Origin of the sequence: Bacillus sp. FSL K6-0069 (assembly GCF_038007785.1) — a bacterium.
GTDB lineage: Bacteria > Bacillota > Bacilli > Bacillales > Bacillaceae_G > Bacillus_A > Bacillus_A mobilis.
On the sequence record NZ_JBBOXN010000001.1, the window covers coordinates 1,076,512 to 1,090,985 of the forward strand.

Consider the following 14,474-nt stretch of genomic DNA (forward strand, 5'->3'; position numbering starts at 1 on the left):
ATGGGCTATTTTTTTATATAAAAATAATGAATAATATATGGGGAAGGAAAAGCGAGGTGAATGAGAGTGAGCAAATTTTTAATACCGTATTCATTTTCTATATTAAGTTTCTTTATTTCAGTAACGGCACTTGATTTATTTGATAGGATGGGAAGAAATGATGAGATGACTTCGCCGAACATAATTGGAAAGATAATTCAATCTACTGCGCAAATGGGAGTCCTTACATTGTATTTCGGAGTGCCAATTATTTTAGGTGGCTGTCTACTTGGGGAACTATTGTTTAGAGGTATCATTTTACGTTTTAAACTAAGCTATATTATATCTTTATTATTATATTTACTTTTAGCTGTTAGTATTGTTTCCGTAACGGTTGGAATTCCAACTACATATGAAGATTCTAATACTACTTTCATGGTAATAACTATGATTTGTGCTGTTACATTCTTTATGGGGCGGAATATATGGGAGAAAAAACAAGTTAACAATGGAGTGAAATAATGAAATACACATGTCCATGCTGCGGATATAAAACAATAGAAGAAGAACCACCAGGTACATATGAGATTTGCAATATATGTTATTGGGAAGATGATGAGGTCCAGTTTAACGATCCTGACTTTGAAGGCGGGGCGAATGAAGTCTCGTTAAGACAAGCACAGAAAAACTTTATTGCATTTGGTGCTTGTGAGGAAGCTTTTGTGAAATCAGTTAGAAAGCCGACTAGTGAAGATGTGAAGGATGCTAGTTGGAAGCAAGTTTGATAAGTAAAATGTCAGTGATATTTTAAAATGGATTAATCCAGGAAAAAATCCTGTTATTATTCAAACTCCTGAAAATGAACTGGCAAATTATTAATTTGATACTCTAAAAAATATAATTTATACGGCATTATTTAAAGCCTACTTTCATTAGCAGGCTTTTTGGTTAATCTCAAACGCTAATGGATTATTTCATTAAAAACTTGGATTTACGATACGTTAGGCGGGTTTCATAAATGGTTGTTTGTAGTTTTTGAGACTAATAAATAAATTGTTTAATACATAGGGATTAACGTGAATAAAATAAAAGGTCAATTTCTTTTCATGTAAAGAAGTTGGCTTTTTTATTTAGCTTTGCTTAGCGTAAGGGATTTTTGTTTCAGAGTATTTATTTTTCAACTTGATGATAATGAGGAGAGATACCTGTATGCTTTTTAAGGATTGGAACCTGATTATTGCCTGAAAATATAGACTGGGGAAAATAATGTAAAAAAACTATTGTATGTTTTAAAGTCTTATGTTACATTTGTGTTACAGAAAAGTTACAAAATGTAACTTATGTTACGGATTGTTTTCTTTTGTTTTTCAGTGTGTTACAAAGTGAGGATATGTAAAGCTAAAAAAATAGCAACCTAAAAATAGTTTTTCTATGTGTATAAGAGTGTGTGTAGTAAAGAGTCTGGTGAGATCTTTACGCACATTATTAAAATTCCTTTCTGTCTTTAAAAGAAGAAGAAAACCAACTACCAACTATTTAGGAGTTTTAAGTAATGATAGTAAATGAAATGTACTTCCTTTCCCACACACAAAGTACATCTTTATTTTCAGTCTAATTACTACACAGACTTTTATACATATGCTGTTATTTATTGTTTTAGGGATATATAGGAGGAGAAAAAATGAAAAAGTTATTAATGGTAATTGGACTTACGTTTTTAATGTTAGCTGGATGTAGCAATGGGAATTTTGACCAAGTAATGGATGAAGGAAAGACCGCGTTAACGAATAAAGAATATAAAAATGCCTTATCATCATTTGAAAAAGCGCTAGGTGAGAAAAAAGATGATTCAGATGCAATGATGCTTGTAGAACAAACGAAAATAATGATAGAAGCAATGAAGTTAAAAGAAGAAACAAAGGTAGAAGAATCAATCAAGTCATTTGAAAAAGTAGAGAACATGAAGAATGGAAATGCTACGCTTGTAAAACAAGCAAAGGAAGAACGCACAGCATTACTAGCCATCTTAGAGCAAAACAAGAAGTATAGCGAGCAACTGACGAAAAGTGAAGAGTTAATAAGTAAGAAAAATTATGCAGAAGCGAAAGAGATATTAAATAAGCTAGTTGCAGAAACAAAAGATAACAAAAAACTTGAAGAATATAATAAAAAAGCGGTAGGATTAGTTACTAAAATAAATGAAGAAGAAAAAACGGCAAAGAATGAAGCAGCAGCGAAAGCACAAAAAACAAATGTAGTAACGAATCAAAAGGTAGCAACAGAAAAGACTCAAAAAACTGAGGCAGAAAAAAATCAAAAGGTAGCAACAGAAAAGAACCAAAAAACTGAGGTAGAAAAAAATCAGAAGGTAGTAACAGAAAAGAACGGCAAAACTGAGACAGAAAAGAACCAAAAAGTAGAAACAGGAAAGAATCAAAATGCATTTACTTTTGAGAAAGCGAAAGAATATATTAAAAATGAATATAAAGAAGACTATGATTACACTCTAGAAAATACGCAAGTAGAGAATGGAAAGAAATATTATCAAATAAGAGTGCATACGACATATAAAGTAGAAGGTGCAGGTGGACCAGGATTTACTGGTGTATTTAAAGTATTCGAAGATGGTACAATCGTTGAACTGCACTAAATTGATGGAAAGTACACGATGAATCTGTACCCTTTGTAAAGGACATTTTGAGAAAAGGTTATCAATATAAAGAGGATGATTTCTGTATTCAACAGAGGTCATCTTTTTTTATTTCCATTGGTATTTATAATGATTGTAATACGTCATGTAGGAAATTTAAATGGAAGCATCGTTCATCCTAGAGATGTGCTGAAACTTGAAATTGTATCTAATTCAGCTTTTATTATGGTTGCTTATAATCATCTAAGCTTCTATCGATAAAAAGCTTGCAGAAATTATAAATGTATCATTTAAAGTGAGTAATCAAAATTGTGAAATTTATATAATTATATAAAATAATGGTATGATTATTAAGTTAGAAGAGATATTCATAATAGTAGGGGAGAGAGAGTTATGAAGCTTAGAGTTTTAGGAATTATATGTTCATGTTTTATTTTATTAGCTGCATGTGGGGATAAGACAGCTGAAAAGGCAATAGAACAAGGGAAATTGGCACTAGCTAATAAGGAGTATGACAAGGCGTTGGCATCATTTAGTTTAGCATTAGATGAAAAAAGTGACGAAGCAAAGGTTTTGCATACACAAACTAAAAAATGGATGGATGCAATGAAGGCAAAGGATGAGCAGAAATGGGATGAAGCGAATAAGCTTTTTGGAGAAGTAGTGGAAACTAAAGGTGGTATAAGCTCCCTTAAAGAAGATGCTAAAAAAATGAAAGGCGAGCTAAAGTCTAATAAGGACACCTTGGATACGTACAATAACAAATTATCTCAAGCGCAAGAACTAATAAATAATAAATCTTTAGATGAGGCTAAGCAACTATTAAGTACTGTTCAGCAAGAAACAGCAACAAATGAGAAATTAAAAGATCATAATCAAAAAGTTACGCAATTAATGGCGACAGTGGATATGGAACTTACAAAAATAGAGAGTGAAAAGAACCAAAAAGAAGCTGAAGAAAAAAAGCAGGCTGAAGAGAAAAAGCAAGTTGAAGAGAAAAAGCGTGCTGAAGAAGCAAAACAAGTTGATATAAAAAGTGATGAGGAAGCAATACCTTATGTAAGGAAAGCGTTAGAGAAATATTTAGCAGGTAATCCATTAAGTAAAGCGGATGTAAGAATTATGCCAGATTCAGGTATGAATACAGAACAAGGCTACGGTGGTAGAATATATGAGAATAAGGAAACTCATATAACACATATTGTAGATTATCATGTTAAATTTAATGGTTCTGTTACATTAATGACAACAGCTGGAGAAACGTACCAATATTAGTTAAAACTCCAACTATCATAGGAGTGACTAGTCTGCGTAATGTTAAATTAATAGCTGTTAAAATTGTTCTTTCAATTTTAACAGCTATTTTTATTTAGTTATATTTTGAGGGTATCTTTTCAAGTTTTGTTAGCATAAAAAAAAGGCATCTAGCAAAAGTACTAGATGCAAATAAAAACACAAGGGAAGATAAATATCCTCCCGTTTCCCGTAAGTAATTATATCAAAAAATTTATAAAAAACTAGCTTTATTTTTTATATACTATATGTGTAAAGCTATGAAATGATAAGATTACACTGTTTTCATAGTGTTTTATTAAAAAAAGGAGTTACGTATATGATTAATTTTAAACCAGAAAATTTGAATCAACTATTAAAAATAACGTTAATTAGTGCGAATAAATCTTATGATGCGATTAAAGACTATGAATTTACAGGAGAAGCAGTAGTATTCCGTATAGATTTCGAATATATTGACGTTTCTTTAATGATTGTAGATATATTAGGAAGATCAGCTTCTAAATTTAACATTTTGCCATACGCCCGTCCGAATACGAATGAAATAGATTATATTCAGTTTCATGTGTATGCGATTAATGAAGGGAATTTTAAAGAAATGATTGATACGATGTAAAAACTATAATTTTACAAAATTGTATATAAAACCTTAATTTCTGCTAATATATAATTAATAAATTCATATAATTGGAGTGATGAGATGCAGCCGTTAGAAAGGGAGATTCATTCTAATATGCTGAAAGTGTGGAGAATTCATGCTTTAATTGGGGCGGCAGTTATACTAGCAGTCGTAATTGCATATTTCTTTTTTATGATCAATTTTAATTGGTGGGGTTGGTTGTTTGGTTTGTTAGTAACAGGTGCTATTATATTTATCCCGCTTGATTATTTCGTCTTTCCAAATTTACGTCAACGCTATTATAGTTACAGATTAAATGAAGAAGAGATTGAGATTCAAAAAGGAATGTTCGTTGTAAAACGTGTACTTATTCCGATGATGCGCGTGCAGCACGTAACGATTGAACAAGGACCAATTATGAGAAAGTATAATTTAGCAGAATTACATATTTCAACAGCAGCAACTTCTCATAGTATTCCAGGCTTAACGAAAGAAGAAGCAGAGCAGCTGAAAAGACAAATTGGAGAACTTGCGAAAGTGAGTGATGAGGATGTATAAGAGGCAACATCCGATCACGATTTTATTAGGTATTCGAGTTGCGACTTTGTTACCTTTTATTTTTCTTGTTCTATTTAAATCAGATGGTCAAGTAGAACCTTGGTATTTCTTTCATCTCGTTCTTTTGGCCATAATATTTATTATGGCAATTTTCTCAGCTATAAAATGGTATTTCAAAGTGTACTGGGTTGAAAATAATATTGTACATATAAAGCACGGTGTGTTCGTTAAGAAGGAAAGTTACTTAAATAAAGAACGTGTGCAAAATATTAGTACGTCTTCTAACATCATTTATCAAGTGCTTGGACTGACGAAGTTAAACATAGAAGTAGCTGGCGGCGGTACTGAACCGGAAGTGATGTTAGCTGGCATTAGAGAAAGTGAAGCGAAGGAACTGATTTCTTTATTACATAAAGAGAGAAGTGTTGTGACTGAAGAAGAGCCCGCGACAGCAGAAAATAAGACAATTTATCAGTTAACAGCGAAAGAAATTTTATTCGCCTCTATTACATCTGGTAGATTCGGATTAGTATTTTCTATGTTAGTCATCATTTACACAGAGTTTAATGAATTTCTTCCAAAATGGCTCATCAATAAAGTAGAAGCGTATGTGATGGATAACGGTGTATATGAATTAATTGTTATGGCTGCGATTTTAATGGCGGTTTCGTGGGTCGTTTCGACAGCTGGTTATGCGTTAAAATATGCGAACTTTAAAATTGAGCGAAACAGAAATGAAATTCGCATCGTGCAAGGGTTATTTGATAAAAAAGAGTTTGTTTTAAAACTACACCGCATTCAAGCAATTACGGTGAAAGAAGGAATTCTCCGTCAGCCGTTCGGTTATTGCTCTGTCGAAGTGGAAGTTATTCAAAGTATAGAAGCAGCAGGGCAGGAAGTGATGTTACATCCTTTTATGAAAAAGAAAGATGTCCAGCAGTTACTTACATATTTGCAGTTACCGTATGAAATGGAAGAGGAAATCGTTCATTTACCGAAGGCCGCATTACGCCGTTACATAATAATGGGCTGGATTACAAGTGCTGTACTCGCAGTGCCAATTGCCGGTGCGAGTATATATTTTAAGCAAAATATGGCGTTATTCACGTTAATACCACTATTTATCATATTTACGTTACTCTCATACGCCCGGTATACAAGTGGTGGATATATGATACGAGACAATCAGTTAGTCATGGTATACCGTGGCCTTGCGAAATATACGGGGATCATGCGCAGAAGGCATGTCCAAGCAGTAGGATACAATCAATCGTATTTTCAAAAGAAAGACGAGTTATGTACAGCTGCCGTATCAGTGGCGGGGCATAGATATAAAGTGAAGCATATGCGAAAAAAAGACGCGCTTCGTATATATAATTGGTACAAAAAAAAAGGAAACACCGGTGCGTAATGGTGTTTCCTTTTTTGTGTCGTGATTTGTCGATAAGTCGATATATTCGAAAAATCGCCGATATAATTTCATGTACCGCAGCCTTGGAGCAACCACAGCACAAAACCCCTTAAACTAACACATCAAAAGTAGTCACAAATGACGGACGAGAGAAAATACTTTTTTGCTGTTCCGCATGTGGATGTGCTTGACCTTGTCCTTCTGCTTGTGCAGGGCGTTTTTTGTGAGCGTTTTCGAATGAACGTGATTCTGTCCAGTCTTTAAAGTTTTGCTCTGTTTCCCACATTGTTAAGATGACATATGTATCGTTACTTAATGGGCGTAGAACGCGAATTGCTTGGAAGCCTGGTTCGTTTTCGATAAGGCCTGCGCGGTTTTTAAAACGGTTTTCAAATACTGGGCGACCTTCGTCTGTGACAGAAATGTTGTTACAAACGATATAACCAGGTTGTCCTTTAAATTCGCCAACAGCGTCTAGTACGTCATAGCTAAGTGAGCCTTCTACAGATTCTTCTGTATTTTCTTTATAAAACATATCTTTTTCATTATTTTTTGCAGTGAAATGTGCTTGTTCTAGAGGTGTTTCGTATGAAATAATAGCCTTCATTTTAATGCCCCCTTAATTGTTTGTTTCTATTATATCAACTCTCTTAAAAAACTTCGAAGATTATATACATAAAGATACTTCTTTTTCAAATAATAAATGTACCATCATTTGGAAAGAAGGCCGATGTATGAAGAAAGTAAAGTGGACTTTATTAGGTGGATTAGCAACGCTTGTATTAGCGATTGTACTTTATAAACTTATTGTGTTAGCTGGTGGCTATATGATGGATGAAAAGCAGCTCGTTTTCCATTCTTCATCACGTATCGTTGACCAGAAAGGGAAAGAAATTACGAAATTATATGTAGAAAATAGAGACCTCGTACCAGTCGAGCAAATTCCAAAGCATGTCCAGCAGGCGTTTGTTGCGGTAGAGGATTCTCGTTTTTATGAACATCAAGGAATTGATTACCCGTCTATATTCCGTGCTCTTTATAAAGATACGTTAGCTGGAGATAAGGTTGAAGGCGGTAGTACGATTACGCAGCAACTTGCTAAAAACGTTTTTTTAACTCGTGAAAAAACAGTTACGCGCAAGTTGAAGGAAGTCGCAATTTCTCTTCAATTAGAGCAAAAATATACGAAGCAACAAATTCTTGAAATGTATATGAATCATATTTATTTTGGTCATGGGGCTTACGGTATTCAAGCTGCAGCAAAGTTGTATTTTAATAAAAATGTAGAAGATTTAACAGTAGAAGAGGGCGCAATGCTTGCAGGTCTTCCGAAGTCGCCAAACGGATATTCACCGTATTTCTCTCCAGAGAAAAGTAAGGAGCGCCGCGATCTCGTATTGTCACTTATGCATAAACAAGGCTATTTGACTGCCGAAGAAAGTGTACGTTATCAAGGGAAGACGATTGCGCTATATAAAAACTTAGATGAGAATGAGCTCGCATATATGCCGTATATTGATATGGTTATAGATGAAGCAGCTCGTTTATATGGATTGTCTCATCAAGAAGTACTCCGCGGAGGATATACGTTTGTCGTTCCGATGGATGAAAAGATTCAAAAGGTAGCGTATAACCAGTTTCAAGATGCACGGAATTTCCCTGGTAAAGAAGAGGGGGCGCAAGGTGCTTTTTTATTAATGGATAATCGTACGGGCGGAATTAAAGCGGCGATTGGCGGAAGAAAGTACGTCCCGAGAGGTTTTAATCGTGTTTTCGCAAAAAGACAGCCAGGTTCTGTGCTTAAACCACTTATTGTCTATGCACCAGCACTTGAAACGAAAAAGTATAATCCGTATTCTTTATTAACGAATGAAAGAAATTCATTTGAAGGCTATGAACCTCGAAATTACAACCATGCGTATTCGAAAGAAATGACGATGTACGATGCGATTTTAGAGTCAGCAAATGTACCAGCAGTTTCTTTATTAAATGAATTAGGGGTAGAAGAAGGAAAGCAATATTTAGAGAAAGGTAATGTTCATATTGCTGATACTGGGTTAAGTACAGCGCTTGGCGGATTGAAAAACGGTGTTTCAACATTTGAACTTGTGAAAATGTATCGTGCGTTTTTAGCAAATGGCGCTATTATTGAGCCGCACGTGATTGATAAAGTGTTCAATAGACACGGCGCAGTTATTGGAGAATCACCAAAAGTGGAAACGAAAATTTTCTCAAAACAAACGGCATGGTATATGACGAAAATGCTTGAAGGAGTTGTGAAGGAAGGGACAGCGAAAGCCGGTGTATATACCGGGGCGTTAGCTGGGAAAACAGGCACAACTTCCTTACCAAATGACGATAATGGAGCGAGAGATATGTGGTTCGTTGGCTATACACCAAATTTAGTAGGCGCTGTTTGGATTGGTTATGACCGTACGGATAAAGAGCATCAGTTGCAAGGAGAAAGTGCGTCAGCAACGAAATTGTTTAAGAAAATTTTAACGAAGGCAAATGTAGAACAGAAAGAGCAGTTTATGAAACCAGAAGGTGTGGAAACAATCGGTGCTCCAATTCGGCTGCGCAAAATTGAAGATGTGAAAATGAAATTAGCTTTTAGCCCTTTCGGTTTATTTAAAGCGAAATTAAGCTGGACACCACTTCCAGATGATAGAATTATGTATCGTATTTATAGAGTAGAAAACGGAGTCCATACGCATGTAGCAACTGTAAATGGTGCCGGGGAATATGAAGAAAAGTTCGTGAACATCTTTTCAAAACCGAGTTTTTACGTTGTGCCATATAACACACAAACGAATCGCGAAGGAGAAAAGTCAAAAGTAGCTAAACCATAGTTTTTCTCTGTGTTATAATAAGAATGTTGTGAAAATAGTAAGCGTTTTTAAGAATGTTTGTGTCAATTTAATGAACAACGTACATAATATTATGCATTTTGTTTTTACAAGCTGTATAGTAAAAAAAGATAAATATCGGAATAGAACGTATTTAGAGCAAAAGCATTGGCAAGGAAGGGAGCAAGGGTCTTGGTAAGAAATATAAATGAGACATTTTTAAAAGCATGTAGGGGGGAACGTACTGATTATGTACCAGCATGGTATATGCGTCAAGCAGGTCGTTCACAGCCGGAATATAGAAAGATAAAAGAAAAGTATTCTTTATTTGAAATTACACATAATCCAGAGTTATGTGCTTACGTTACAAAGTTGCCAGTTGATCAATATAACGTAGACGCAGCAATTCTTTATAAAGATATTATGTCACCACTACCTGCAATTGGTGTGGATGTAGAAATTAAATCAGGTATTGGCCCAGTTATTGATAATCCAATCCGTTCTTTACAAGACGTAGAAAAATTAGGGGAAATCAGTCCAGAAGATGACGTACCGTACATATTAGATACGATTCGTTTATTAACGACAGAAATGCTAGACGTACCGTTAATCGGCTTTTCAGGAGCACCATTTACATTAGCGAGCTATATGATTGAGGGCGGTCCATCTCGTAATTATCATAATACGAAAGCGTTCATGTATGCAGAGCCGAAAGCTTGGTTCGCTTTAATGGATAAGCTAGCAGATATGGTTATTACATATTTAAAAGCGCAAATTAACGCGGGAGCAAAAGCAGTTCAAATTTTTGATTCTTGGGTTGGAACAGTAAATGTAGCAGATTACCGCGTATTTATTAAACCAGCAATGGAGCGTATTTTTGCAGAAGTTCGTACGATGGGTGTTCCAATGATTATGCACGGCGTAGGAGCTGCACACTTAGTAAATGAATGGCACGACTTACCGCTTGATGTAGTAGGCTTAGATTGGCGCTTACCGATCGAAGAGGCACGCGCGCGTGGTGTTCATAAGGCGGTACAAGGTAATATGGATCCTTCATTCTTACTTGCGCCATGGTCTGTAATTGAAGAACATGTAAAAGGTATTTTAGATCAAGGGATGAAACAGCCAGGTTATATCTTTAACTTAGGACATGGTGTATTCCCGGAAGTAAATCCAGATACATTAAAACGTTTAACTACATTTATTCATGAATACTCTAAAGGGCAGTTAGCGAAGTAAAGGAGAATTGCTGTATGAAAAAGAAAATTGGTTTGCTTGTAATGGCATACGGAACGCCATATAAAGAAGAAGATATTGAACGTTACTATACACATATTCGTAGAGGAAGAAAGCCAAGTCCTGAAATGCTAGAAGATTTAACAGAGCGTTACCGTGCAATTGGTGGTATTTCTCCTTTAGCTACTATTACATTAGAGCAAGCTAAAAAGTTAGAGAAGCGTTTAAATGAAGTACAAGATGAAGTCGAGTATCATATGTATCTTGGCTTAAAACATATCGAACCGTTCATTGAAGATGCAGTGAAAGATATGCATAACGACGGTATACAAGATGCAATCGCACTTGTTCTTGCGCCGCACTATTCTACATTTAGCGTGAAATCGTATGTAGGACGAGCACAAGAAGAAGCAGAGAAACTTGGAAACTTAACAATTCACGGCATTGATAGCTGGTATAAAGAACCGAAATTCATCCAGTACTGGGTTGATGCAGTGAAAGGTATATATAACGGTATGTCAGAAGCAGAGCGTGAAAAAGCAGTATTAATCATATCTGCACATAGCTTACCAGAAAAAATTATTGCAATGGGCGATCCATATCCAGACCAATTAAATGAAACAGCTGACTATATTGCAAGAGGTGCTGAAGTAGCAAACTATGCAGTAGGTTGGCAAAGTGCAGGAAACACACCAGATCCTTGGATTGGTCCAGATGTACAAGATTTAACGAGAGAATTAAATGAAAAGTACGGTTATACTTCATTCGTATACGCACCAGTTGGATTTGTTGCGGAACATTTAGAAGTTCTATATGACAACGACTTTGAGTGTAAAGTTGTAACAGATGAAATTGGCGCGAAATATTATCGTCCAGAAATGCCAAATGCATCGGACGCATTTATTGACTCTTTAACAGACGTTGTATTAAAGAAAAAAGAATCTGTAATGTAAGAAGAAAGGGGGAGCCTGCTTGAGGAAAAAAGTTGTGATCGTCGGCGGAGGCATCACTGGATTAACAGCAATGTATAACTTACAAAAAAATATTCATGAAAAAAACTTGCCGATTGATACATTACTGATAGAAGCATCGGGTAAACTTGGCGGAAAAATTCAAACCGTTCGAAAAGATGGATTTACAATTGAGCGCGGACCGGATTCTTTCTTAGCACGAAAAGAAAGTGCAGCTAGATTAGTGAAAGAATTAGGTCTTGGCGATGAACTTGTAAATAATCAAGCCGGTCAATCATTTATCCTCGTAAACAATCGGTTACATAAAATGCCGAATGGATCAATGATGGGAATTCCAACGCAAATTACGCCGTTTCTATTTTCCGGGCTGTTCTCCCCAATTGGTAAACTAAGAGCTGGTTTTGATCTATTAATGCCGAGGTCAAAGCCAGTATCTGACCAATCACTCGGACAATTTTTCAGACATCGTCTTGGAAACGAAGTGGTTGAAAACTTAATAGAACCGTTACTATCGGGTATTTATGCAGGGGATATTGATGAAATGAGCTTAATGTCAACATTCCCGCAAATGTATCAGATTGAGCAGAAACATCGCAGTATTTCACTCGGTATGCGTACGCTCGCTCCGAAAGAAGAGAAAGCTGAACCGAAAAAGGGAATGTTCCAAACAGTGAAAACAGGTTTAGAATCTATCGTAAAATCTCTCGAAGCAAAGATGCATGAAGGTACGATAATAAAGGGAACTCGCATTGAAAAAGTTGCAAAACAGGGTGATGGTTATACAATTACTCTTAGTAACGGAAAAGAAATAGAAGCGGACGCCATCGTAGTGGCAACTTCGCATAAAGTATTGCCGTCCATGTTTGCTCAGTACAAGCAGTTTCGTTTCTTCCGTAATATTCCATCCACATCCGTTGCGAATGTGGCACTTGCTTTCCAAAAGTCTGCAATCCAGCGCGATATTAATGGTACAGGATTTGTCGTATCACGAAATAGCGATTACACCATTACAGCATGTACGTGGACGCATAAAAAATGGCCACATACAACGCCAGAAGGAAAAACGCTTCTTCGTTGTTACGTTGGACGACCTGGTGATGAAGCAGTTGTAGAACAAACAGAAGAGGAACTCGTTCAGCTCGTACTAGAAGACTTGCGAAAGACGATGGATATTACAGAGGATCCAGAATTTACAGTCGTAAGCCGCTGGAAAGAAGCAATGCCCCAATATACAGTAGGTCATAACGAGCGAATGAAGAAACTCACGACATTTATGGAGAAAGAGTTGCCAGGTATATACTTGGCAGGTAGTTCTTACGCTGGTTCTGGTCTTCCGGACTGTATTGATCAAGGTGAGAAAGCCGCAAAGCGTGTACTCTCTCATTTGGAGAAAGTAATGGATACTGAATTAATCGCGCAATAAAGTGAAACGCCTTCAATTATATTGAAGGCGTTTTGTTACTTATTCACCAATAAACATATATAAGTTATTTGGCTTTATAACAGCATCCCCTGCATAAATAATCCACTCTGTTAAGTTATCAAAATCTAACTGATAACTATTTCCTTCACTCATATCTTTTATAAAATATGGTTCATTAATGAGTATTCCTTGAATGAAATCTTCCGTAATTTCTTGCATTTCAAACCACATATGTTCACTTTTTCCTTCTTCGTAGGAGACACCAAACTTAGCGAGGAAACGAAAATCTTCATTCGATTGTTCAATGTGAAAAATGTTACTGAAATACCCGAAAGTATTCTTCGCATTGTAAGCCATACGATCGGTTTCACTATTTGTTTTATAGAACATGAGCCCTGTAGCTTCCTCGTGTTCTTGGAAAAAGCTTTCAATATATTCTTCTGAAGTATTAAATTTGAATAAGAGAACGGATGGAGATTGATGGTATTCATCTCGGTCATCCATACCGCCAAGAAATACGTTTTGCGCATCTATTGGTTGTAGTTTTACTTCTTCATCCTCAATTGAAGATAATTGATCCATACTCGTTTTATGCCCAATATAAGATAATCCTTTTTCCCATGGAACAGCTACTGTATGTATAGAACCTTGCTGACTATGCGCGATAACGATAGGCTCATTCATAGGGACTTGTCCATTTTCAACGGCGTTATTAGCAAACGTTTGAAAAAGATCGCCAATACCGTAGTAGGAAGAAATGCGATTTGGAATAATTAATTCTATTTCTGTTACGCCTGCTCTTAAAAGGCCATGTGTATGAAACCAATATTGCGTAGGCTCACCGTCTTTACCGTCTTCATAAACAGAATGAATAACGTATAAATCAGGAATGTCAGGCAACAATTCATTTTCAACGTGATATTCAATATAGCTTCTAGATATCACTTTCATTGCGGCACTTGAATCGATTACAAATAACAAGTCTGGAGCTAGGTTCCATAAAAACTGTAACTGCTGGAAAAAGCAGTCCAGCACATCGCCTACAAATAGCGTACGAGTGAAAATTTCAGTACCATAAGCAGCATCTTCAAAATGACGATCTACGATTGTAGAATCTTGTCTATTGTACATTTTATATTCTTCTGGGTCATTTGCCTCATCAATATGCAGTTCATACGGTATGATTGTTTCATCCATATGCAACTCAACAATAATGCTTGTCTCATCACTATAAACAATTTTCAATTCGTCAACTTTAGTAGCGATCGTTTCTAACCGCTGTTTTAACTGCTCAATTGTAATTCTAGTTGGTATAACGGCAATCATATCTGAAAAATGACGTTCTAATGTTCCATTCATAGCTGCGCGGTATGTTTCTGTTTGCACTTCCATCCAATCACTCCTATTCAAATGAATCCATTTTACATGCCAATAAAATTTCGATATTTTCTGTTTTCTCTCTCTAACATTATAGAGTGCATTCTT

General features: G+C 35.8%; 14 protein-coding genes and 1 pseudogene. 12 read left to right on the forward strand and 3 right to left on the reverse strand.

Annotated features, from left to right (window positions below):
- Window positions 1-66: 66 nt before the first annotated feature.
- The 3 genes from MHB74_RS05530 to MHB74_RS05540 all read left to right on the forward strand — a co-directional run bounded on the left by MHB74_RS05530 (window position 67) and on the right by MHB74_RS05540 (window position 2,629).
- Window positions 67-501, forward strand: a complete 435-nt coding sequence (locus tag MHB74_RS05530) for a hypothetical protein (RefSeq protein ID WP_061676564.1) — start codon at window positions 67-69, stop codon at window positions 499-501.
- The gene (locus MHB74_RS05535) at window positions 501-764 is read left to right on the forward strand and encodes a CPCC family cysteine-rich protein (RefSeq protein ID WP_061676563.1); all 264 of its coding nucleotides are present in this window, start codon (window positions 501-503) and stop codon (window positions 762-764) included. Before MHB74_RS05530 ends, MHB74_RS05535 begins: the two co-directional genes overlap by 1 nt.
- An 896-nt stretch (window positions 765-1,660) precedes the next feature.
- The gene (locus tag MHB74_RS05540) at window positions 1,661-2,629 is read left to right on the forward strand and encodes a hypothetical protein (RefSeq protein WP_061676562.1); all 969 of its coding nucleotides are present in this window, start codon (window positions 1,661-1,663) and stop codon (window positions 2,627-2,629) included.
- Between the two features lie 69 nt (window positions 2,630-2,698).
- On the opposite strand, the pseudogene MHB74_RS05545 reads toward MHB74_RS05540, so the two are convergent.
- Window positions 2,699-2,779, reverse strand: a pseudogene (locus MHB74_RS05545) (IS3 family transposase); the annotation flags it as partial.
- Here MHB74_RS05545 and MHB74_RS29195 point away from each other — a divergent pair.
- The 5 genes from MHB74_RS29195 to MHB74_RS05565 all read left to right on the forward strand — a co-directional run bounded on the left by MHB74_RS29195 (window position 2,759) and on the right by MHB74_RS05565 (window position 6,510).
- On the forward strand, window positions 2,759-2,890 hold the full coding sequence (locus MHB74_RS29195; RefSeq protein ID WP_412783797.1) for a JAB domain-containing protein: 132 nt from the start codon (window positions 2,759-2,761) through the stop codon (window positions 2,888-2,890). The pseudogene MHB74_RS05545 and the gene MHB74_RS29195 sit on opposite strands and share 21 nt — an antisense overlap.
- A gap of 132 nt (window positions 2,891-3,022) precedes the next feature.
- The gene (locus tag MHB74_RS05550; protein ID WP_061676561.1) at window positions 3,023-3,904 is read left to right on the forward strand and encodes a hypothetical protein; all 882 of its coding nucleotides are present in this window, start codon (window positions 3,023-3,025) and stop codon (window positions 3,902-3,904) included.
- Between the two features lie 337 nt (window positions 3,905-4,241).
- Window positions 4,242-4,538: a hypothetical protein gene (locus MHB74_RS05555; RefSeq protein ID WP_061676560.1), complete on the forward strand. Its 297-nt coding sequence runs from the start codon at window positions 4,242-4,244 to the stop codon at window positions 4,536-4,538.
- 84 nt (window positions 4,539-4,622) lie between these two features.
- Window positions 4,623-5,099: a PH domain-containing protein gene (locus MHB74_RS05560; RefSeq protein WP_061676559.1), complete on the forward strand. Its 477-nt coding sequence runs from the start codon at window positions 4,623-4,625 to the stop codon at window positions 5,097-5,099.
- Window positions 5,092-6,510 carry a PH domain-containing protein gene (locus MHB74_RS05565; protein WP_061676558.1) on the forward strand — a complete coding sequence of 473 codons (1,419 nt, stop codon included), beginning with the start codon at window positions 5,092-5,094 and terminating at the stop codon, window positions 6,508-6,510. The genes MHB74_RS05560 and MHB74_RS05565 overlap by 8 nt, the downstream gene beginning before the upstream one ends.
- A 109-nt stretch (window positions 6,511-6,619) precedes the next feature.
- On the opposite strand, the gene hmoB is transcribed toward MHB74_RS05565, so the two are convergent.
- Window positions 6,620-7,117, reverse strand: coding sequence for a heme-degrading monooxygenase HmoB (gene hmoB / locus MHB74_RS05570; RefSeq protein WP_061676557.1), 498 nt, complete (start codon window positions 7,115-7,117; stop codon window positions 6,620-6,622).
- A gap of 127 nt (window positions 7,118-7,244) precedes the next feature.
- Between hmoB and MHB74_RS05575 the strand changes: the two genes are divergently transcribed.
- The 4 genes from MHB74_RS05575 (at window position 7,245) to hemY (ending at window position 12,989) form a co-directional block, all read left to right on the forward strand.
- Complete coding sequence (locus MHB74_RS05575) at window positions 7,245-9,362, forward strand: transglycosylase domain-containing protein (RefSeq protein WP_061676556.1); 2,118 nt, start codon at window positions 7,245-7,247, stop codon at window positions 9,360-9,362.
- Window positions 9,363-9,551: 189 nt separating this feature from the next.
- Window positions 9,552-10,598 carry a uroporphyrinogen decarboxylase gene (hemE, locus tag MHB74_RS05580; protein WP_061676555.1) on the forward strand — a complete coding sequence of 349 codons (1,047 nt, stop codon included), beginning with the start codon at window positions 9,552-9,554 and terminating at the stop codon, window positions 10,596-10,598.
- A gap of 14 nt (window positions 10,599-10,612) precedes the next feature.
- Window positions 10,613-11,548: a ferrochelatase gene (gene hemH, locus MHB74_RS05585; protein ID WP_061676554.1), complete on the forward strand. Its 936-nt coding sequence runs from the start codon at window positions 10,613-10,615 to the stop codon at window positions 11,546-11,548.
- Window positions 11,549-11,567: 19 nt separating this feature from the next.
- Window positions 11,568-12,989 carry a protoporphyrinogen oxidase gene (gene hemY / locus MHB74_RS05590; RefSeq protein ID WP_061676553.1) on the forward strand — a complete coding sequence of 474 codons (1,422 nt, stop codon included), beginning with the start codon at window positions 11,568-11,570 and terminating at the stop codon, window positions 12,987-12,989.
- A 39-nt stretch (window positions 12,990-13,028) separates the two neighbouring features.
- Here hemY and MHB74_RS05595 read toward each other — a convergent pair whose 3' ends face one another.
- The gene (locus MHB74_RS05595) at window positions 13,029-14,381 is read right to left on the reverse strand and encodes a DUF4026 domain-containing protein (RefSeq protein WP_061676552.1); all 1,353 of its coding nucleotides are present in this window, start codon (window positions 14,379-14,381) and stop codon (window positions 13,029-13,031) included.
- Window positions 14,382-14,474: the final 93 nt, after the last annotated feature.